Source organism: Stenotrophomonas sp. UBA7606, from assembly GCF_002477705.1.
GTDB lineage: Bacteria > Pseudomonadota > Gammaproteobacteria > Xanthomonadales > Xanthomonadaceae > Stenotrophomonas.
In genome coordinates this window covers 1-19,452 of sequence record NZ_DLJW01000113.1, presented here as the reverse complement: position 1 = coordinate 19,452, position 19,452 = coordinate 1, and the positions used below count along the sequence as shown (strand labels likewise).

The 19,452-nt window shown below is 66.0% G+C and carries 22 protein-coding genes, 1 other RNA gene, 1 pseudogene and 1 riboswitch; of the genes and pseudogenes, 6 read left to right on the top strand and 18 right to left on the bottom strand.

The window, feature by feature from the left end; all coding sequences use genetic code 11:
* Position 1 precedes the first annotated feature (1 nt).
* Positions 2–448 carry a division/cell wall cluster transcriptional repressor MraZ gene (gene mraZ, locus B2527_RS14650; protein WP_282266355.1) on the bottom strand — a complete coding sequence of 149 codons (447 nt, stop codon included), beginning with the start codon at positions 446–448 and terminating at the stop codon, positions 2–4.
* A gap of 329 nt (positions 449–777) precedes the next feature.
* Between mraZ and B2527_RS14645 the strand changes: the two genes are divergently transcribed.
* Positions 778–1,578 carry an NRDE family protein gene (locus tag B2527_RS14645; RefSeq protein WP_293715099.1) on the top strand — a complete coding sequence of 267 codons (801 nt, stop codon included), beginning with the start codon at positions 778–780 and terminating at the stop codon, positions 1,576–1,578.
* Positions 1,579–1,980: 402 nt separating this feature from the next.
* Here the strand turns inward: B2527_RS14645 and rnpB are convergent.
* The 3 genes from rnpB to rsmI all read right to left on the bottom strand — a co-directional run bounded on the left by rnpB (position 1,981) and on the right by rsmI (position 3,956).
* Positions 1,981–2,332, bottom strand: an RNA gene (gene rnpB, locus B2527_RS14640) — RNase P RNA component class A.
* A gap of 45 nt (positions 2,333–2,377) precedes the next feature.
* The gene (locus B2527_RS14635; protein ID WP_293715096.1) at positions 2,378–3,115 is read right to left on the bottom strand and encodes a hypothetical protein; all 738 of its coding nucleotides are present in this window, start codon (positions 3,113–3,115) and stop codon (positions 2,378–2,380) included.
* Positions 3,116–3,119: 4 nt separating this feature from the next.
* Positions 3,120–3,956, bottom strand: coding sequence for a 16S rRNA (cytidine(1402)-2'-O)-methyltransferase (rsmI, locus tag B2527_RS14630; RefSeq protein WP_293715094.1), 837 nt, complete (start codon positions 3,954–3,956; stop codon positions 3,120–3,122).
* An 82-nt stretch (positions 3,957–4,038) separates the two neighbouring features.
* On the opposite strand from rsmI, the gene B2527_RS14625 reads away from it, so the two are divergent.
* The 5 genes from B2527_RS14625 to B2527_RS14605 are packed head-to-tail and all read left to right on the top strand — an operon-like array spanning position 4,039 to position 8,658.
* Positions 4,039–5,763: a penicillin-binding protein activator gene (locus tag B2527_RS14625; protein ID WP_293715091.1), complete on the top strand. Its 1,725-nt coding sequence runs from the start codon at positions 4,039–4,041 to the stop codon at positions 5,761–5,763.
* Positions 5,753–6,127, top strand: a complete 375-nt coding sequence (locus B2527_RS14620) for a YraN family protein (protein ID WP_293715088.1) — start codon at positions 5,753–5,755, stop codon at positions 6,125–6,127. Before B2527_RS14625 ends, B2527_RS14620 begins: the two co-directional genes overlap by 11 nt.
* A complete protein-coding gene (locus tag B2527_RS14615; RefSeq protein WP_293715085.1) occupies positions 6,127–6,672 on the top strand; it encodes a metal-dependent hydrolase in 546 nt (181 codons plus the stop codon). The genes B2527_RS14620 and B2527_RS14615 overlap by 1 nt, the downstream gene beginning before the upstream one ends.
* 17 nt (positions 6,673–6,689) lie before the next feature.
* Positions 6,690–7,256, top strand: coding sequence for a TlpA disulfide reductase family protein (locus B2527_RS14610; RefSeq protein ID WP_293715082.1), 567 nt, complete (start codon positions 6,690–6,692; stop codon positions 7,254–7,256).
* A gap of 22 nt (positions 7,257–7,278) precedes the next feature.
* Positions 7,279–8,658, top strand: coding sequence for an FAD-binding oxidoreductase (locus B2527_RS14605; RefSeq protein ID WP_293715080.1), 1,380 nt, complete (start codon positions 7,279–7,281; stop codon positions 8,656–8,658).
* Between the two features lie 77 nt (positions 8,659–8,735).
* Here B2527_RS14605 and B2527_RS14600 read toward each other — a convergent pair whose 3' ends face one another.
* The 14 genes and pseudogenes from B2527_RS14600 to glyA form a co-directional block, all read right to left on the bottom strand.
* Positions 8,736–9,290, bottom strand: coding sequence for a GTPase (locus tag B2527_RS14600; RefSeq protein ID WP_312370674.1), 555 nt, complete (start codon positions 9,288–9,290; stop codon positions 8,736–8,738).
* Entirely contained in the window at positions 9,287–10,243 is a 957-nt protein-coding gene (locus B2527_RS14595) for a hypothetical protein (RefSeq protein WP_293715074.1), read from the bottom strand. Before B2527_RS14595 ends, B2527_RS14600 begins: the two co-directional genes overlap by 4 nt.
* A 74-nt stretch (positions 10,244–10,317) precedes the next feature.
* The gene (locus tag B2527_RS14590; RefSeq protein WP_293715071.1) at positions 10,318–10,680 is read right to left on the bottom strand and encodes a roadblock/LC7 domain-containing protein; all 363 of its coding nucleotides are present in this window, start codon (positions 10,678–10,680) and stop codon (positions 10,318–10,320) included.
* Positions 10,681–10,826: 146 nt separating this feature from the next.
* A complete protein-coding gene (locus B2527_RS14585) occupies positions 10,827–11,216 on the bottom strand; it encodes a roadblock/LC7 domain-containing protein (RefSeq protein WP_293715069.1) in 390 nt (129 codons plus the stop codon).
* A gap of 195 nt (positions 11,217–11,411) precedes the next feature.
* The gene (gene thiL, locus B2527_RS14580; RefSeq protein ID WP_414717100.1) at positions 11,412–12,407 is read right to left on the bottom strand and encodes a thiamine-phosphate kinase; all 996 of its coding nucleotides are present in this window, start codon (positions 12,405–12,407) and stop codon (positions 11,412–11,414) included.
* Positions 12,408–12,483: 76 nt separating this feature from the next.
* The gene (gene nusB, locus B2527_RS14575; RefSeq protein WP_293715066.1) at positions 12,484–12,963 is read right to left on the bottom strand and encodes a transcription antitermination factor NusB; all 480 of its coding nucleotides are present in this window, start codon (positions 12,961–12,963) and stop codon (positions 12,484–12,486) included.
* Entirely contained in the window at positions 12,960–13,427 is a 468-nt protein-coding gene (gene ribH / locus B2527_RS14570) for a 6,7-dimethyl-8-ribityllumazine synthase (protein WP_293715064.1), read from the bottom strand. Before ribH ends, nusB begins: the two co-directional genes overlap by 4 nt.
* Before the next feature lie 211 nt (positions 13,428–13,638).
* On the bottom strand, positions 13,639–14,745 hold the full coding sequence (gene ribB / locus B2527_RS14565) for a 3,4-dihydroxy-2-butanone-4-phosphate synthase (RefSeq protein ID WP_293715061.1): 1,107 nt from the start codon (positions 14,743–14,745) through the stop codon (positions 13,639–13,641).
* Entirely contained in the window at positions 14,742–15,344 is a 603-nt protein-coding gene (locus B2527_RS14560; RefSeq protein WP_293715059.1) for a riboflavin synthase, read from the bottom strand. The genes ribB and B2527_RS14560 overlap by 4 nt, the downstream gene beginning before the upstream one ends.
* Positions 15,345–15,419: 75 nt before the next feature.
* A riboswitch (FMN riboswitch) is annotated at positions 15,420–15,603 on the bottom strand.
* A 342-nt stretch (positions 15,604–15,945) separates the two neighbouring features.
* A complete protein-coding gene (ribD, locus tag B2527_RS14555) occupies positions 15,946–17,043 on the bottom strand; it encodes a bifunctional diaminohydroxyphosphoribosylaminopyrimidine deaminase/5-amino-6-(5-phosphoribosylamino)uracil reductase RibD (RefSeq protein WP_293715057.1) in 1,098 nt (365 codons plus the stop codon).
* Between the two features lie 91 nt (positions 17,044–17,134).
* The gene (locus tag B2527_RS14550; RefSeq protein WP_293715055.1) at positions 17,135–17,602 is read right to left on the bottom strand and encodes a GNAT family N-acetyltransferase; all 468 of its coding nucleotides are present in this window, start codon (positions 17,600–17,602) and stop codon (positions 17,135–17,137) included.
* Between the two features lie 48 nt (positions 17,603–17,650).
* Entirely contained in the window at positions 17,651–18,553 is a 903-nt protein-coding gene (locus tag B2527_RS14545) for a hypothetical protein (RefSeq protein ID WP_293715052.1), read from the bottom strand.
* A gap of 58 nt (positions 18,554–18,611) precedes the next feature.
* On the bottom strand, positions 18,612–19,145 hold the full coding sequence (gene nrdR, locus B2527_RS14540) for a transcriptional regulator NrdR (protein WP_293715049.1): 534 nt from the start codon (positions 19,143–19,145) through the stop codon (positions 18,612–18,614).
* A gap of 155 nt (positions 19,146–19,300) precedes the next feature.
* Positions 19,301–19,452, bottom strand: a pseudogene (gene glyA / locus B2527_RS14535) (serine hydroxymethyltransferase); the annotation flags it as partial.

Below are 19,452 nucleotides of genomic sequence, written 5' to 3'. Positions count from 1 at the left end.
CTCACAACTTCAGATCGAGAAGCCCATCGCCCAGATCCTCGTCAGACAACGTCTGCTGGATCAGTGCGCGATGCGCTTGCTCGCTCCACAATTCGAACTTGTCCCCCATGCCCATCAGCACTGCTTTCTTCTCGATGCCCACCGCGCTGCGGTGACTGGACGGCAGGCTGATACGGCCATTGCCATCCAGTTCCAGATGGGCGGCCGAGCCGACAAGCTTCTGCTGCAGGGTGCGTACTACACGCTGGGTATTGGGCTTTGCCATTACGTCGTCCCGCACCCGCTCCCACTCCTGCTCTGAGTACAACCACAAGCAGCCTGCTTCAAACGGGTTGTAGGTGAGTACGAGGCGATTGCCGCTGGCACGCGCGACCAGGTCGCGATAGGCGGTTGGCACCGCCATGCGTCCCTTGTCGTCAACCGTGATGGCAGTCTCGCCCTGGAACACGCCTATGGCACCCGTTTGTCAGTTTCCACTTGGGAAGTTATTGAACCACGAAAAACCACAAAAAACCCGGTTTTCCCTCTGATGCCCACCTTAGCAGCGGGCCATGGCTTGTCAACAACTTTCCGCACACAAAATCGCCATTCGCATCAATGGTTTGCGCCAATGTTTAGAGAGTTGTTCAAGGTTTATCCACAAGTTGCTGTTTCGTCTCAAATTTTGAGATTCGTAGGAAATTCAGGGGTGTAGAGGTGGCGTGAAAACCGGGTCGCAACCCAGCCGCCATTCAGCCGCAGATGGCCGACAAGCGCGCAAAACGGCACACTTCGTGCATGTGTCTTGTCGCCCTCGCTTGGAAGACCCACCCGCACTGGCGCCTGCTCATGGCCGGCAACCGTGACGAATTCCACGCCCGCCCCACCGCCCCCTTGCAGCGCTGGCCTGCCCCTCACGACAACGTGATTGCCGGTCGCGACCTGCGTTCGGGCGGCAGTTGGATGGGCGTGAATCTGCACGGACAGGCGGGCATGGTCACCAATGTGCGTGACCCAAACGCCACTGCAGGCGGGCCTTCGCGCGGCGAACTGATCGCCAGCTACCTGGCTGGTGGACAGCCGGCCACGGACTATGCCGACACCCTGGCCAGCCGGGCGCCAGCGTTCGCACCGTTCAATCTATTGGTCGCCGACGCTGAAAGCTGCAGCTATCTGGGCAACCACCCGCAGGCCCGGCAGGATCTGGCGCCAGGCGTGCATGGCATGTCCAACGGCGCACTGGATGCCCCCTGGCCCAAGACCCGGCGCCTGATGGGCGTGCTTGAGGGTTGGCTGGCTGCAGGCAGTGACGGCCTGGAGCCGCTTTGGGCGGCGCTGGCTGATGAGCAACAGGCTACGGATGCAGAGCTGCCCGCTACCGGGATCTCACTGGAGTGGGAACGACATCTCTCCAGCGCCTTCATCCGTGGGACCGACTACGGCACCCGCGCCAGCACCATCGTGGCGATCGGCCAGGATGGCGGCGGTTTCATCCATGAGCGACGGTTCGGGCCGGAGGGTGTGTATCTGGGGGAGACGCGCATGGAGATTGAGAAAGAAGGCTGTGGCTCCTGGTTCCCGCCCTTCGCCGAAGCTTGATCCCCTCCGCTGGCCGAAGCTTGCCCCCTCCTTTTCGCCGCAGGCGAAGGGGAGGGTTAGGGAGGGGTGCCTTTGATCTTGCTTTGGCTTTGGCTTTGGCGTTACCCCACGGCCACAGCAAGATCAAAAGCTCCCCCCATCCGCCCTCCGGGCACCTTCCCCCGCAAGCGGGAGAAGGGAAAGAGAACAGCAAGGCAGGAGCCACAGCCACAGCCATAGCCATAGCCATAGCCATAGCCATAGCCACAGCCACGCGAACCAAGCCATCTCTCAGGAGTAACAGCCCCCTTTAGTAAAGGGGGCGCGCCGACAGGCGCGGGGAATTGGAAGGCTAAAGGCCTGGGGCCCAAAGTTTTGCCTTGCAAAACTTGGGGGCTTTTTCTGCCCGGCGGGCAGAAAAAGCGGCGGAGCCGGCCGATAAGCCGGGTTTTGTCGTGGACAGTCATTCCTCTAGGCGCTGCGTCACCGCAACGCTCAAGCAACCTACCCGGACCCGACGCGGGCCACGCCATTAGGTCCCTATTTGGTCTTGCTCCAGGTGGGGTTTGCCGTGCCGGTCTGTTGCCAGACTCGCGGTGCGCTCTTACCGCACCATTTCACCCTTACCGGCCTCCCGAAAGAGACGTAGGCGGTATCTTTCTGTTGCACTTTCCGTCGGCTCGCGCCGCCCAGGCGTTACCTGGCACCTTGCCCTGTGGAGCCCGGACTTTCCTCGGCACTCCCGAAGGAATGACGCGACTGTCTGGCCGACTCCGCCGCGCATATTGTCGCACGTCCAGCAGCGGTCCGGCCGTTCAATTCATTCAGCTGGAAGCATCCGGTAACGCAACGGTCGCACTCCTCCAGAAGTGAATGACAGCAGCCAGCCTTCATGCAGGATGTCGATCTGCTGGAAGTCCGCGTGCGCACCACTGTCCAGCAACTGCCCTGACAATTCATCCAGCGCAGCCCACGCCCAGCTGCGCAGCACCGCAGGATCTGCATCTTCGACAAAGGCCACTGCCGGCAACGGCCAGTTGTCGTACAGCAACAACACATTGCGCGATTGCCGGGCATAGCCCGGCTTATGCAGGACTTGGCGCTTCTTCTCCACCGCCCAGCGCATCACTTCCACCCACAGCCGCTCGGGCTCATCGCCCGCCCATGGACTGCCTTCATAGGTGTCAGCCAACAACTGGCGCAGCAATGGGCTATCCCATTCGGCACGTGCCTCCTCAGCGCGGTGCTGCGGCACCGGCCGCACCCAGCCGGAGTTGATGCCATTCAACTTGGCCTGCACCTGCTTGAAGGCCTTAGGCACCACTTCCATGCATTCCACGCCAATCCGGTCAGGGCCGACATCCAGCATGAAATCCGGGCTTTCTCGCTTGCGCACCCGCAGCGGATAGACCAGCTCCGACGCCCAGGCATTCAACCAGCGCACCATCATCCAGCGCTCGCGCTGGATCTTGACCTGGCCACCGGTACCACCGGCCAACGGCTGCTCGCGCAGGTCCAGTTGCCGACGCAGGCTGGCGGCATCTGCCGCCGCCCACATCGCCTCAGTCGTTGCTGCCCTGTCCATACAAGGCCTTGCGCGGCGCGCCGCTCAGTTCGGCCGCCAGCTTGGCAGCGGTGGACGGCGGCAAGTGCTCGTTCAATTTTGCGTACAGGCGACGGCCCTCGGCGATCCTGGCCTGCTCATCATCGCCAGCGCCCTGCACCATCACCACGAACTCGCCCTTGCGCTGGTTGTCGTCGCCCAGCACCTTGGCCAACAGCTGCTCCAAGCTGCCATCGAGCACGGTCTCGAACAGCTTGGTCAGCTCACGCGCCACCACCGCCGGCCGCTCGGCACCGAACGCAGCCACCATGTCGGCCAGCGATTCGGCGATTCGGTGCGAAGACTCGTAGAACACCAGGGTGCCGGTCTCGGCCGCCAGTTTGTTGAGCCGCTCGCGGCGGGCCGCGCCCTTCGCCGGCAGGAAGCCTTCAAATACGAAGCGATCACTGGGCAATCCGGCCACGCTCAAGGCAGCAATTGCCGCGCAGGCACCTGGGATTGGGCTGACTCTGACCCCCGCCGCACGCGCCGCACGGACCAGGCGGAAGCCCGGGTCACTGACCAACGGGGTGCCGGCATCGCTGACCACCGCCAGCGATTCACCGCCCAGCAGGCGCGACACCACCCGCTCGGCCATCGCCTCTTCATTGTGGTCATGCAGGGCTACCAGGGGCTTGCTGATGCCAAAGTGCGACAGCAACTGGCCGGTATGGCGGGTGTCTTCGGCGCAGATGGCGGCCACCGAACGCAGCACCTCCTGCGCACGCGGACTCAGATCGGCCAGGTTGCCGATCGGCGTGGCAACGACATACAAGGTGGCAGCAGCAGTACTCATCATCGGTATTTCCGTGGGCCAAGGGTAGAATCCTACCGTTTCCCCCGCCCGGCACTGCCGCGCCCTGTCGAACGGACCTCAAATGAACAAGCCAGTCGCACGGATTTCCGCCCTGTCATTGTCGATGCTGCTGTTCGTCGGCTGCGCCACCACCAGCGTTGCCCCGACCAGTACCCCCGCCCAGCAGGCGGCCATCGCCCTGCTTGAACAGGGCAAGCCGCGCGAAGCGGCCCAGCAACTTGAAGCCGAAGCTGCGCTGGTGCGTGGGGCGGGCAAGTCGCAGTTGCTGGCCGACGCCGCCTTTGCCTGGCACGAAGCCAAGGACGATGCCCGCGCGCGCATGCTGATGACCCAGGTGCAGCAGCGCCAGCTCAGCGGCGCCAGCCGCCAGCGCTTCCAACTGTTGCAGGCCGAGCTGGCCGTGACTGACAAACAGCCGGTCGCTGCGTTGCAGGCGCTGACCGAAAATCCCACGCAGCTGCCCACTGCCCTGCATGCGCGCTGGTACCTGGCCCGCGCCCAGGCCCTGGAAGCCAATGGCGATGCCTTCAATGCCGCCGCTGACCGTGCCCGCGCCGGCGTGCTGCTCAGCGGTGCCGAGCGCACCGACAACCAACGCGCCATCACCCGCCTGCTGGCCGGGCTGGATGACGCCACCCTCGGCACCCGCACTGCGGCCCTGCCGGCAGGCGACCCCCTGTACAACCATGCCGGCCGCGCCCTTATCGCACGTGGTCTGCCGCTGCCCCGTCCGTTCGACCGCGATGCTGCCTGGCAACTGGACACCGGCAAGCGCCCGGCCGCCGATGCCGATGGCTACCGCCCGCCGGTGAAGATGGCCGTGCTGCTGCCGCTCAGCGGCAACCTGGCCACCGCCGCCGCGCCGGTGCGCGACGGCCTGTTGGCCGGCTACTACGGCGAGACCCGGCGTCGCCCGCAGATCGACTTCATCGACACCAAGGGCAATGCCGCCGGTGCCATTGCCGCCTATGACAAGGCCGTGGCGGCGGGCGCCGATTTCGTGGTCGGGCCGCTTGGCCGCGACGAAGTCGATGCCTTGTTCCACCGCCAGCAGTTGCAGGTGCCATTGCTGGCCCTGAACCGCGGCAAGGACACCCCGCCGGCCGGCAGCGCCGGGTTCTCGCTGGCCCCGGAGGATGACGGCATCATGGCCGCCGAGTACCTGTTGGGCCGCGAGCGCGGCAATGTGCTGGTGATCGCCAGCAATGACGAAACCGGTCGCCGCGCGAGCACGGCATTCAAGGAGCGCTTCGGCGAGCGCGGCGGCAAGGTTGCCGCCACCATCACCGTCAGCGACACCCCGGCCGATATCGGCGCCCAGCTGCGCCAGGCGGCCGGTGTGGATGCGGTATTGCTGGCGGTAAAGGGCAACCAGGCACGTGTGCTGGCGCCGCAGCTGGCGCTGGCCGGGCTGAGCGCGGTAACCCGGGTTGGTACCTCGCAGCTGGTCGCCAACACCGGCAAGGCCGATGAAGACATGGCCCTGGACGGTATCGCCTTCCCCAGCGAAACCTGGACCTCGCGTGGTGTTGCCGGGCTGCCGGCAGCCAGCAGCCTGGCCAGCAGCCTGCCCACCGCCCGCGGTGGCGCGGCACGCCTGTTCGCTTTCGGCTATGACGCCTGGAAGATCACCGCCTATCTGGAAAAGCTGGCCAACAGCACCGGGGCCGGCCTGAGCGGCGCCACCGGCACCCTGCACCTGGACGGCTTCGGCAATGTGCTGCGCACCCCGGCCTGGTCCACCTTCAGTGGCGGTCACCCGGTCGCGATTGGTGATGGTCGCTGAGCAGGCGCAACGCGGTGCGGCGGTGGAAACTGCCGCCCGTGCCCTGCTGGAACAGGCGGGCCTGCAGTGGCGCGCCGCCAATGTGCGTTTCCGCGGTGGCGAGCTGGACCTGGTGATGCATGACCCGGGCAGCGACTGCCTGGTATTTGTCGAAGTCCGCTATCGCCGCGACAGCCGCTTTGGCGGCGGTGCCGTATCGGTGGATGCCGGCAAACGGCGCAAGCTGATCACCGCTGCCCAGCTCTATCTGGCCCGCCATCCTGCCCTGGCCAATCACCCCTGCCGTTTTGATGTGGTCGAGGCCAGCGGTGAACCGCCGCGCCTGAACTGGATCCGCGACGCCTTCCGCGCTGACGATTGCTGATGCCCAGTGTTTTCACCCATGCAGCGGTGCCGCTGGCACTGTGGTACGCCAGCGAACGCGGGCGCGTCTCCGGCCGACTGCTCGCCGCCGGGGTTGCCGCGGCCATGCTGCCCGATGCCGATGTGCTGGCCTTTGCCCTGCACATCCCCTATGCCGATGCCTTCGGCCATCGCGGCGCCAGCCATTCCCTGCTGTTTGCCGGGGTGCTTGCGGCACTGGCGCTGGCCCTTGCGCGCCAACTGCAGGCTGGCCGCCTGCAGGCACTGGCCTTCGTCTTCATCTGCGCGCTCTCGCACCCGCTGCTGGATGCACTGACCTCCGGCGGGTTGGGGGTGGCGCTGTGGTGGCCCTGGAGCGAGCAGCGCCTGTTCGCGCCTTGGCGCCCCATCCGGGTGTCGCCGTTTGCCAACAACTTCTTCAGCGCGCGCGGCCTGCAGACCGTGCTGTCCGAACTGCGCTGGGTGTGGCTGCCGCTGGCGCTGGCCTGCATGGGCTGGAAGGTGATTCAATCCCCTCGGGGTAGGCGCACTGGCGCCGACACGTGACAACACCGGGGGAACCGATGCACCTGCGTTTGCTCAAACCTGCAGTCCTGCTGCTGTGCCTGGCGTTGCCGTTCACCACCGCCCACGCCGATGAAGGAAAGCCCCGTCAGGGAGAGTTTCCACCGTCCGGAACACTGGGCAACACCTTGCATGGCGAACCGGTGGATCTGGCACAACGGCGCGGCAAGGTGGTGATCATGACCTTCTGGGCCAGCTGGTGCGGCCCTTGTCTGCGCGAACTGCCGGTGCTGGCACGGATACAGCAGGTGGCAGGCAAGGACGCGCTGGAGGTGATCGCCGTCAACTGGGACGAACCACGCGCGCAGGTGGTCGAGTTTGCCCGCCGCAACCGCAAGCTGGACCTTGAATACGTGATCGACCCCAAGGGCAAGAGTGCCGAACGCTATGGAGTGAAGGCCATCCCACGCATGTTCGTGCTGGACGGTGAAGGGCGTATCCAGGCCGTTCACAGCGGCTACTCGCAGGAGGCGCTGCCCGGGATCCTGGAACAGGTGGTCGCCCTGCTGCCCGAAGACGTGCGCATGCGACCCTCGCAGATGTCGGCCAACCAACGCGGCAAGTGACACGGCCTACAATAGGCCGGTGATGACCCCTCTCCCCGACGCATTCGATCAGGCCCTGGCGCAGCTGCTGGGCGATGGCTGGCGCACCGACACCGCAGCCCTGCAGGCGCATGCGCAGGACAACTCCTGGCGCCACGCGCTGCCACTGGGCGTGGCCCTGCCCAGCTCCGCCGAGCAGGTACAGGCCATTGTCCGCCTCTGCCGCAACCATGCGGTCCCACTGGTCGGGCGTGGTGCCGGCACCGGCACCACCGGTGCGGCCGTACCCAGCGCTGGCGGCATCGTGCTCTCGTTCGCACGCATGAACCGCATCCTCGACATCCGCGCTGGCGACCGCTGCGCGGTGGTGCAGCCGGGCGTGCTCAATGGCGACCTCCAGCAGGCGCTGCAGCCCCACGGGCTGTTCTGGCCGCCCGACCCGTCCAGTGCCGACATCTGCAGCATCGGCGGCAACCTGGCCTGCAACGCCGGTGGCCCACGCGCGGTGAAGTACGGCACCAGCCGCGACAACGTGCTCGGGCTGGTGGCGGTGACCGGTACCGGCGAGCTGATCCGCTGCGGCGGCGCCTATACCAAGGACGCCACCGGCTACGACCTGACCCACTTGATCGTCGGCAGCGAAGGCACCCTGGCCCTGATCGTGGAAGCCACCCTCAAGCTCTCGCCGCGCCCACGCAGCCAGGCCGGCCTGCGCGTGCTCTACCGCGATGCGGAAGCGGCGGCGGCGGCGGTGTCGCGGGTGATGGCACAGCCGGTCACCCCCACCACCCTGGAATTCATGGACGTCCGCAGCCTGCAGCTGTTGCGCCACAACGGCGCGCAGGTGCCCGAAGCAGGCGCCATGCTGCTGATCGATGCCGAAGGCGACGACGACACCCTGCCCTATCTGCTCAACGCCCTGGCCGAGGCCGCCGAAGGCGACGGCATGCTGGCACTGGACGTGGCCAGCGACGGCAGTGCACGCGACAAGCTGTGGGCGGCCCGCCGTGCCCTGTCCCCCGCGCTCAGAACAATCGCGCCCGGCAAGATCAACGAGGACGTAGTGGTACCGGTGTCGCGGATCCCGGCATTGGTGGAAGGCGTGCAGCGGCTGTCGGCCGAGTCCGGCCTGCCGATCGTCACCTTTGGCCATGCCGGAAACGGCAACCTGCACGTCAACATCCTCTACCACCCGGATGACGCCAGCGAGAACGCGCGTGCCCATGCTGCCCTGCCCAAGGTATTCGCGCTGACCCTGGCGCTGGGCGGCACGCTGTCTGGCGAGCACGGCATCGGTGTGGCCAAGCGCGATTTCATGACGCAGGCGTTCTCGGCCGACACGCTGTCGACGATGTGGGCCATCAAGCAGGCGCTGGACCCGGACGGCATCCTCAATCCGGGCAAGGTACTGCCCCCCGTTTGAGCGGCCTGGGCTGCCGCGCCGTTGGCACCCCGTGATGCCGGGCCGTTCGCCGGTTGCGGGGGTGCCGGCGTCGCGGCTCAGGCCACGGCTTCGGCGTAACGGCAGGACAGCAGGGCCTTGACCAGGAAATCGACCTGGTTGGCCTCGCGCGCATCCACCCACATCACCGGCAGGCGATGGCCTTCGCTGGCCAGTGCATTGCGAAAATCGGTGAAGCTGAAATCCGGCTGGCGGTCCTGGCAGGTCACGCCCACGGCGAAGCACGCCTCCGGCGCGAGCGCGCGGAAGCGCGCCAACAACGTCACCGTACTTGGCAGCGCGCGCGGGTTGAGTGCGCTCACAAGTACGATTACGCCGATTGCACCCTCGGCCACGATCGGCCACATGAAGTCCAGGTAGGCCTGGCCCGGCACGCCATAGACATGCAGCAGTTCGCCGTCGCCCAATTCAATGGAGCTGTAATCCAGCGCCACCGTGGTGTGCGACTTGTCCTCGAATGCCTCCAGCGCCGCTTCGTCGCTGATCGGCATTTCAGTACTGATCGGCTCCATGTCCGAGATCGACCGGATCGCAGTCGTTTTACCCGCACCCATTTCACCGACAAAAACCAACTTGGTTGCCATAGCCGTCAGACCTGAAGCCCCTTGGAAAAGTTGAGCCCGAATCGCTTGGCGATACGTGAGAAGAAACCGGAGACCTTGCCGCCGCTGGCGCGCGGAGCGCCACTGCCGCTACCACTGGTGTCCAGCAGCCCGGTACAGGCCGCCGCCGCCATGATACGGGCAATGTCGTCCAGCGAGGTGCCGGTGGCAAGTGCCAGCTGATCCGGCCGCCACGGGCGGATCATCAGCGCCGCCATCGGCAACAGCCAATGGGTGGGCAGCTTGCCGGTTTCCACCTCTGGCCAACCGCGCAACTGGGCCAGGCCCTGCATGTCCTGCACAAGCAATGGCTCGACGCTCAGGCTGGCCGCCCGCCAGCAGAAATCCTCGAAGGCATGCTGGCTGACCGCGTCGGCCAGGCACTCCTCCACGCCACCGCCCTCACTGAGCAGGGACAAAGTCCAGCCCGGCTCGGTAGCGGCTTTCAGGAAGTTCTCGTAGGGAATATCGCGCAGCAGGGTAATGCGGCGCTGCGGCGCATCCACCATCACCCGCACCAGGCCCAGGTGCAGCAGGCTGGGTTTGCCCTTGGCGTCGGACAGGCTGCGGAACAGGGTGCGCGGCAGAAAACGCTCGCCCCCTCCTTCGACCTGCTGCAGCAGCTCGCGCAGCTGCTGGAAAATCTCGCGCACGCTGGCGCCGTAGGCCACGCCCGGTATGGGCAGGCCGGCCAACACCTTGCGGGTCACCGCCAGTACCGGCAGGCCCTTGGCACCGGCCTCGCGCAGCACCTGCTGGCCTTTGCCATCGTCGATGCTGGCCACCAGCAGATCCACCTTCTGGTGTTTCCACTCCTGCACGTCGGCCTGGATGTACTCGGCCATCAGCAACGAGCTGGCGACTTTCAGCCGCATCATGTGCAGCACATCCAGCCCCTGGCATCCAATCACGGCAGTGGAGATCTTGCGGGCAGGTGCGCTCATCATGTCAACCGGAACAGGGTCCTTGGCTCAGCGGCCGCGTTGCTGCCCATGCAGGGCAGCAACGCGCTCCTCGATTATTTGAAATCGAGGGTCTGTTCGAACGACTTCAGCTCGTGGCGGGCGAGCGCAAGGTTGGCGCGCGTGCGGTCCAGCACCACGTACAGGAACAGGTCCTGGTTGCTTTCCAGCGGGCGGATCAGGTGGTACTGCTTGGTCAGGGTGATCAGGATGTCCTCGATCGCCTCGGTGATGCCCAGCGAGGCGGCAACGCGACGCTTGGCGCGCACCACTTCAGTGTTGCCGGCAGCGGCAACTTCCAGGTTGATCGGGCCGCCGCCCAGCATGCCCAGGGCCATGCCGCTGTCGCTGTCGACCAGCGCTGCGCCAACGAAGCCCGCGATTTCATTCAGTTTGTCCAGCTTGACGTTACCAGCCATGTTTCACTCCATGTATCCAGTGGTTGATTCCAGAAACGCGCCTGTCCACAGACAGGTCACGTGATGCCAGGTGCAGACTTGCCCTGCGCTCGCCCGCTGCCCGGACAAGCCGGGCCATGTGAGCACGCAAGGGTTACAACAAGGATTTACAGCAGGGGCTTGATGCGGGCCGCAGCATCACGGGCCACATACAGCAGGATCGCCAGCGAGGTATCGGCATGGCCCAGCGCAGCAAGCGTATAGGTGCGGTCCGCAGCAACACGCACCAGCACCATGCTGCCCTGGGAGGTGGACATGGTCACGTAGTCGGCCGTGGTCAGGCCCAGTTCGCGCGACAAGGTTTCCCCAAGCGTCAGGAACGAGTTGCTCATTGCCGACAGGCGTCGTGGATCAAGTCTGTTCTGCGAGCGATGGGCTATCGCCCGGCCGTCACCAGTGGACACCAGCAGCATTGAAATGCCGCTGTTGGCGTTGATGGCAGTGTCCAGTTCCTTGTCCAGCGCGACATTGTCCACGCTGACGGAGGGCTGGCCCACATCCCCCATCTTTGCCCTCACTTTTTCCAGTGTTGCCATTTCCACTAGCCAAGCCCCCTGTTTGCTGCCGCGTACTGCAAGCGATGCCTGCATTAAAACGAGACATGGATCACGGTCGAGATCATAAATATGAATTCGTGGACACGGTGTGAACGGCGGCTCCCCACGCCGCTGCCTGAGTTGACCTACGATGTTTCAACCCGGGAAATGGTTGAAACCTCCCTTGCCAGCGGACTGCGACACGCCCTCCTCATTACGCAGGTGGACCCCACTTCCGTCTCGAATATAGCCAATACGTGCAGCCCGAACTGCAACGCAGGACATGCTTTCGCGTACCTGTTCGCGCAGCGCCGCAGGCGCGGTGAAACACAGTTCGTAGTCATCACCGGCAGTCGCGCGCAGCGCGCGGAAGGCCACCTCATGCCCGCCGACGGCCGCCGCCGTCGATACCGGCAGCGCGCGCTCAAGCAACTCGGCAGCCACCTGGCTGCGTTCGCAGATATGCCCCAGGTCGGCCAGCAGGCCATCGGACACATCCACTGCCGCACTGGCAATGCCACGCAATGCCAGGCCGGCCTGCACCCGTGGCGTAGGCCGGGCCAGACGCAGGCGCAGCTGCTCCAGGGACGCATCGTGCGCAGGCCGCGATACATCCAGCAGCCCCTGTTGCCAGAGCGCCAGTGCCAACCCGGCTTCGCCGGGCACGCCGGTCACCCAGATATCGTCACCGGCGCGTGCACCATCGCGGCGCAACGCTGTGCCTGCCGGCACCTGCCCCATCGCGGTGACCGACAAGGACAACGGGCCACGCGTGGTGTCGCCACCGATCAGGGCGATGCCATGTGCATCGGCCAAAGCGAAGAAGCCTTCGGCAAAGGCATCCACCCAGCCCGGCGAGGCATCGGGCAGCGACAATGACAAGGTGCACCAGCTTGGCTGGGCGCCCATCGCAGCCAGGTCGGACAGGTTCACCGCCAGGGTTTTCCAACCGATGTCCGCGGCGGGGGTCTGCTGCGGAAAATGCACGCCGGCATTGAGCGTATCGGCGGTGACCACCAGTTGCTGGCCGGGTTGCGGCTGCAGCAGGGCGGCGTCGTCACCAATGCCCAGGGCAATGTCGGCACGGGCACCGGTGCGGCGGCGGATACGTTCGATCAGACCGAACTCGTCAAGGCTCACTTCAACTCCCATAAACGACAACGCCGGTGCCGATGATGCCGGCCCCGGCGTTGCATGCAAGCATCCAGCGGCCTGGGCCGCCCTGGGCTTACTGGTTGGACTCGGTCTTGCGCCACTCCACGGCGGCACGATCCAGCACGCCGTTGACGTAGGTATGGCCATGCTCGGAGCCAAAACGCTTGGCGGTTTCGATGGCCTCGTTGATCACCACACGGTAGGGCACGTCCAGGCGGTAACGCAGCTCGTAGGCGGCCACGCGCAGCACCGCGCGCTCGATGGCATCCACTTCTTCCACCGCACGGTCGACGAACGGGGCCAGCGCCTCGTCCAGGTCACGGCGGTTGTCCAGCACGCCGCGCAGCAGGCTTTCGAAGTAGGCCAGGTCGGCGATTTCGTGCGCCTGTTCGTGGGCAAATTGGGCCAGCAGCGACTCGGCGTTGCCGCCGGAGATCTGCCAGGCATAGATGGCCTGCAGGGCGCGGCGGCGTGCGCGCGAACGCAGCACCGGATCAATGCCGTCGCGACGGACCGGCTTTCCGGCAGGCTTGCCGTTGTTCTTGTTGTTCATGGCAGCTGCTCCAGAAGATTGACCATTTCCAATGCCGCCAAGGCGGCTTCCTCACCCTTGTTGCCGTGGCTGCCGCCGGCGCGGGCCTCGGCGTCTTCCACCCGCTCCACTGCCAGCACGCCATTGAGCACCGGCACGCCGAAATCCAGCTGCGCCCGCATCAGGCCTTCGGCACAGCGGTCGGCGACGTGCTCGTAGTGGCGGGTATCGCCACGGATCACGCAGCCCAGGGTGATGATCGCGGCATGGTGGCCGGCGGCGGCCAGGCGGGCGGCGACCAGAGGGATTTCCCAGGCACCGGGCACGCGCACCACGTCGATGGCGTCCTCGCCGATGCCGTTACCGGCCAGGCTCTGCCGTGCGCCGGCCACCAGCACATCGGTGATGCGGGCATTCCAGCGGCTGGCAATGATGGCAAAGCGGGCCGAACCGGCCGGGCGGAGGTCGCCTTCGTAGTGGCTCATGGGGGTGTGGGGATCCAAAAGGTGGGTAAGTTTAACGTGTACGCGCTGTGTGGGTGCTGTCGAGTGGCGGGGAGCGAGTGAAGATGAGTGAGGAGTGAGAAGGGCGGCCTAATCGCCCCTGGTACCGCGAGGTGCCGAGCCCCGCTTGGCAAAGCCCGCAACCCGTTCTTTCTCACTCCTCTTCACTCACTCCTGCCTCAAAAGCCCCCGATCATCCCTGCAAAGCGACCGTTTCGACGATTTCCAGGCCGTAACCGGCCAGGCCGACCTGCCGGCGTGGGGTCCCGAGCACACGCAGCTTGCCCAGGCCCAGGTCCGACAGGATCTGGGCGCCGGCACCGTTGCGGCGCCACTGGCCCACGTCCTTGTCCTTGCCCGGGATGACCGGCGCCGGCTGCTGGCGCAGGCGGGCCAGCAGCGCGTTGGTATCGCGCGGTGCCGACAGCACCACCATCACGCCAGCACCTGCGGCATCAATGGCGCGCAGCGCATCGGTACTGGCCACGCCAAAGTCATCACGCCGCCAATGCAGCAGGTCGGCCAAGGGATTCTCCACCTGCACCCGCACCAGGGTCGGCGTGTCCTTGTCCGGGGTGCCGCGGACCAGCGCGAAATGCAGGTCATTGGCGATGCGGTCACGGTAGGTAACCAGCTTGAAAGCGCCGAACTCGGTGTCGATCTCGCGCTCGTCCACACGCTCAACGGTGTGCTCGGTGGCCAGTCGGTAGGCGATCAGGTCGGCGATGGAGCCCATCTTCAAGCCGTGCTCGCGGGCGAACACTTCCAGCTCGGGGCGGCGCGCCATGCTGCCATCCGGGTTGAGGATTTCCACCAGCACGCCAGCCGGCTCCAGCCCGGCCAGCATGGCCAGGTCGACGCCAGCTTCGGTGTGCCCGGCGCGGGTCAACACGCCGCCCGGCTGGGCGATCAGCGGGAAGATATGACCCGGCTGGTGCAGGTCCGACGGCTTGGCATTGGCCTTCACCGCGGTGCGGATGGTGTGGGCCCGGTCATGCGCGGAGATGCCGGTGGTCACGCCTTCGGCGGCCTCGATGCTGACCGTGAAGTTGGTCTGGAACTGCGCGGTATTGGCCTGCACCATCGGCGCCAGGCCCAGATCGGCGGCACGGGTGCGGGTCAGCGGCAGGCACACCAGTCCACGGCCGTGGGTGACCATGAAATTGATGTCCGACGGCTTGACCAGCTCGGCGGCCATGATCAGGTCGCCTTCGTTCTCGCGGTCCTCGTCATCGACGATGACCACCATGCGACCGGCGCGGATCTCTGCCAACAGTTCGGGAACGGGGGCGAAATTCATTGTGCGGCTCCTTGGCCCAGCAGGCGCTCCACGTAGCGGGCGACCAGATCGATTTCCAGATTCACCGCACTGCCCACGCCGGTGGCGGAGAACGCGGTATTGGCAACGGTGTGCGGGATCAGCGCCACTTCAAAGCCTTCGTCATCGGCTTCGTTGACGGTGAGGCTGACGCCATCCACGCAGATCGAGCCCTTCTTGGCGATGTATTTGAGCAGCGCCTTGGGCGCGGCGAAGCGCCAGCGCAGGGCGCGCGCGTCCTCGTGGATGGACAGCACCTTGCCCAGCCCATCGACGTGGCCGCTGACCAGGTGGCCGCCGAGGCGGTCGGTCGGGCGCATGGCACGTTCCATGTTGATCACCGCACCTTCGGCGAGGCCGCCGAGCGTGGTCAGGTCCAGGGTTTCGGTTGAGGCATCGGCCTTGAAGCTACTGCCGTCGAAGTCGATGACGGTCAGGCAGACACCGTTGACGGCAATGCTCTCGCCCATCTGCACCTGTTCGAACGGCAGGTTGCCGACGTTGAAGGTGAAGCGGACATCGCCGCCGATGGGTTCGCGTGCGGCCAGACGGCCGACGCCTTCGATGATTCCAGTAAACACTAACGTTCTCCGCGATATGTGAGCGAAAAACGCCGCAAGGCAAACAGGCGCACGGACCCCACGAGGGGCCCGAAACACCGTCTTCTTTCATCCGGACTATGACCGTCGGCTCCGGCATCTGACCGGATCTGCTGACCTCCGGCCAGGCATCCGTACGCATGTACGGCCCTGGCTGGAACGCTCGCGGGCTCATGCAGCTCCGCTACGCGGGCCTGCACCTACCGCCGGTGGGGAGTTGCACCCCGCCCTGAAGACGTTTGTGAGTGCCGGCGAACCGGCGCGCTGATTGTAACAGCGCCACCCCGGTGAAGGCCTGGACCGGGCTGAACAAGTGCTTCCCATCGATGGAACAGGCGCCCGGTAGTGCCGAGCCATGCTCGGCAGAGGCATTGCCGGGAGAGCGCTTGCCGAGCATGGCTCGGCACTACCGCTGGATCTGCCGTGAAAGCCTCTGCCGAGCATGGCTCGGCACTACCACTGGATCTGCCGGAGAGCCTCTGCCGAGCATGGCTCGGCACTACCACTGGATCTGCCGGAAAGCCTCTGCCGAGCATGGCTCGGCACTACATGGGGCGTTCCCGCTGCCGGATTTGGCCCAGAATCAACGGGGTTGCACCGGCCGCAGCTGCAGGCGCAGATCAGCGCCAACCATGCGGGCATCGCCCATCTCCAGCGGCACCGCCTGCGCCATGTTGTCGATACCCAGCCCCGCCAATAGCGGACGTGCAGCGTCGCCCATCAGCAACGGGGCGACGTACAGCAGCAGTTCGTCGACCAGCCCGGCCTTCACCAGCGCGCCACACAGGGTCGGCCCGGCTTCGACATGCACCTCATTGATGCCGCGTGCCGCCAGCTCCGCAAGCACCGCAGGCAGATCCAGGCGTCCATCGGCAAGCACCCGACAGGACTGGAATTCGGCACCCGCCAGCGTCGGCGGGATGGCCGCCGGCCCATGCACATACAGGGTGGGTGCGCCCTCTGAGCGCACCCGTTCACAGCCCAAGGTGCGCAAGCGCGCATCCAGCACCACCCGCAGCGGTGGCAGGAATGCACCGGTGTCCGGGCGTGCGGTCAATTGCGGATCGTCGGCCAGAACCGTAGCCGCCCCGGTCAGTATCGCGCCGGCCCGGGCACGCCAACGTTGCACGTCCGCACGCGCGGCCTCACCGGTGATCCATTTCGATTCGCCATTGGCCATGGCGGTACGCCCGTCCAGGCTGCCCGCCAGCTTCACCCGCACGAACGGACGCCCGCGCTCGATGCGCGACAGAAAGCCCTGGTTGAGCTGGCGCGCCTGCGCCGCCATCAACCCCACGTCCACCGTGATGCCGGCCTGCCGCAGCAGCGCGAAACCACCGCCATCCACGTCCGGGAAAGGATCGGCCATCGCCGCCACCACCCGCGCCACCCCGGCCTCGATCAAGGCCAGTGCACACGGCGGGGTACGCCCGTAATGGGCGCAGGGCTCCAGGGTGACGTAGGCGGTGGCGCCGCGCGCACGCTCTCCCGCCTGGCGCAACGCGAACACCTCGGCATGCGGGCCACCGGCCTGTTGATGCCAGCCCTCCCCCACCACCTCTTCGCCATGGGCGATGACACAACCCACCATGGGATTGGGACGGGTGGTCCAGGCGGCACGCTCGGCCAGGCGCAGCGCGCGCGCCATCAGCAGGTGGTCGGTGGCGGTGAATTGGCTCATCTGCAAACCTCGTTACGTAAGCAACCCGCAGCCAGTTGCGGGCAGAGCAACAGTGTAGGTGCCAGACCAGGGCACCGACAGCGAAAGGCCGCTAGCCGCCGCCGGTATCCACCGCCATTACGGTGATTGCCAACGGGCCCAGCTGCAGCTGGGCATGCACGCGCCAGCCCAGGCTGCGGTACCAGTCCACCATCGGTGCCTCGCAATACAGGTACAGCTGCGCCACCCCAAGCACCGCGGCCTGGGCGATGCAATGCGCCACCAACGCTGCTCCCACGCCCTTGCCGCGCGCCGCTGGGCTGACATAGAGCGAAGCCAGCCATGGCGACCACCCGCGGATCTGCTCATGGTCGTCGTGCAACAGGCTGACCGAACCCAACCAGTCATCCCCTTCCATCGCCAGCCAGCTGCAGGGGATGCCATCGCGCTGCTGCACGGCGAGCTCGGCCTCGGCCTGGGCCACGGTCCAATCGGGCAACAGCGTGCCGAACGCCTGTACATGGGCCCGTGCGATTGCCGGCAGCAAGTCACGCCGGTCCTGCAGATTGATGATCTTCATCCGGTCCAGCCAAGGCAGCCATGATTGATGGCCCGCGGCGTCAGGGCACTAGCGGCTTTCACGCTGGAACACGCCCACGCCCACGGCGTACAGAAGCGGACCATCCGCCCCCTGCTGCAGCACCATGCCCATCGTGGCCGACTCGCACATGCGCAGCGCGCAGGCGTCGAACAGCACCTGGTAACTGGGCCGCAGCGGGGCCTGCAACGGCAGCCGCAGCGGCGCGTCCACACCTGGGAACTGCAGACGCACCCCCGTCACCGCCTGCCCCGGTGGTGGTGACGGGAAGCGATAGGTATTTCCACCCGACAACCTGCTTTCAGCGGCCAGCTCGCCACCTGCCAACTCCAGCACCACCTGCACACCTTCACTGGCCACACCGGTGAGGGGGTCAAGCAAACTCACATACAGCGGCCTGCCAGCTTCGTGCGTGGCTGCCAGCTGCGCCTGCAACGTGTCACGCGCATCCTGGTCGCTGCGACCGTCAGGCTCCGGGTGGGCCTGTTGCAGGTCGGCCAGCAGCTGCTGCAATTGCGCGCGCTCTGCCGAGCGGGCTTCGTATGGCACCAGTTGCACGGCATCGGCCGGATCATCCTGCGGCACCAGCACTACCATGCCGTCCTGCAACGACCAGGTTCCTTTTGAGCTGCGCTGCATTGGCGGCTGGGTCAGCTGCATCGAATAGCGGCCCTCCTCGCCCAGTCGCAGCATCGAGCCGGCATAGGTGCCGTCCTGTACCCGGTAAGCCGCGGCCAGCGCCTGTGGCGCACAGGCATCGTCCGCACAGGGCAAGGCGGGCGCCTCACCCGATTCCAGCAAGGCAACCGCAGCCGCCGCCTGTTCGGCCGCCCGTCGGGCCTGGCCTGCGGCATCTTCATGGTTGGTGGGTTCCTGCGCCTGCACGGCCAAGGCCAGGCACAACGCCGCAACGGCAAGACCGCTGCGGGACAACCACTTTTCCTTCGCTCGCATCGCCGTCCCTGTCCTTACCTGCCTGCCACCGCGCCTGTCAGCGCTTGCCGCTTCTGCCTGACCGCGCATCGTCGGGCGGCGCCCGTTCCAACAGCGGCAGCTGGCCCTCATCACTGGAATGATCACGTTCCAGCTTCTCGATCTCGTCGCGGAAATCGGCCACGTCCTCGAAGCTGCGGTACACCGATGCAAAGCGCACATAGCCGACGTGGTCGAGCTTGCGCAGCTCATCCATCACGAAGCCGCCGACCTTGATCGACGGCACTTCGCGCTCGCCGCACATGCGCAGTTGGTGCACCACTGCGCGCACTGCCGCCTCGATGCGTTCTTCGGACACTGGCCGCTTCTGCAGCGCGCGGTCAAAGCCAACCCGCAGCTTGCGCGCATCAAAGGCTTCGCGGCCGCCGTCACTCTTGACGATGACCGGCAGCTTGAGCTCGATGGTTTCCAGCGTGCTGAAGCGCTCGCCACAGGCTTCGCAGCCACGGCGGCGGCGGATGGTGGCGCCATCCTCGGAGACGCGCGAGTCGATCACGCGGGTATCGGTGTGCTGGCAGAACGGGCAATGCATGTTTCAAGCCTTGGACATCAGGCGCCGCGCAGGCGACGTGGAAAACCTGTAACGCAGATACAACAAACCCCGGGCCGGGGCAAGCGCCCGACCCGGGGTAATGCGCTCAGTTCAGGGCACGACGGGCGCCACGGACCGCTGGCACCGGCTGTCGATCAGCCATAGACCGGGTACTTGCGGCACTGCGCGCTGACCGCATCACGCACGCGGGCGATGACAGCTTCATCGGCCGGTGCATCCAGCACGTCGGCAATCCAGCCTGCCAGCGCCACGCAGTCTTCTTCCTGGTAACCGCGGGTGGTGATGG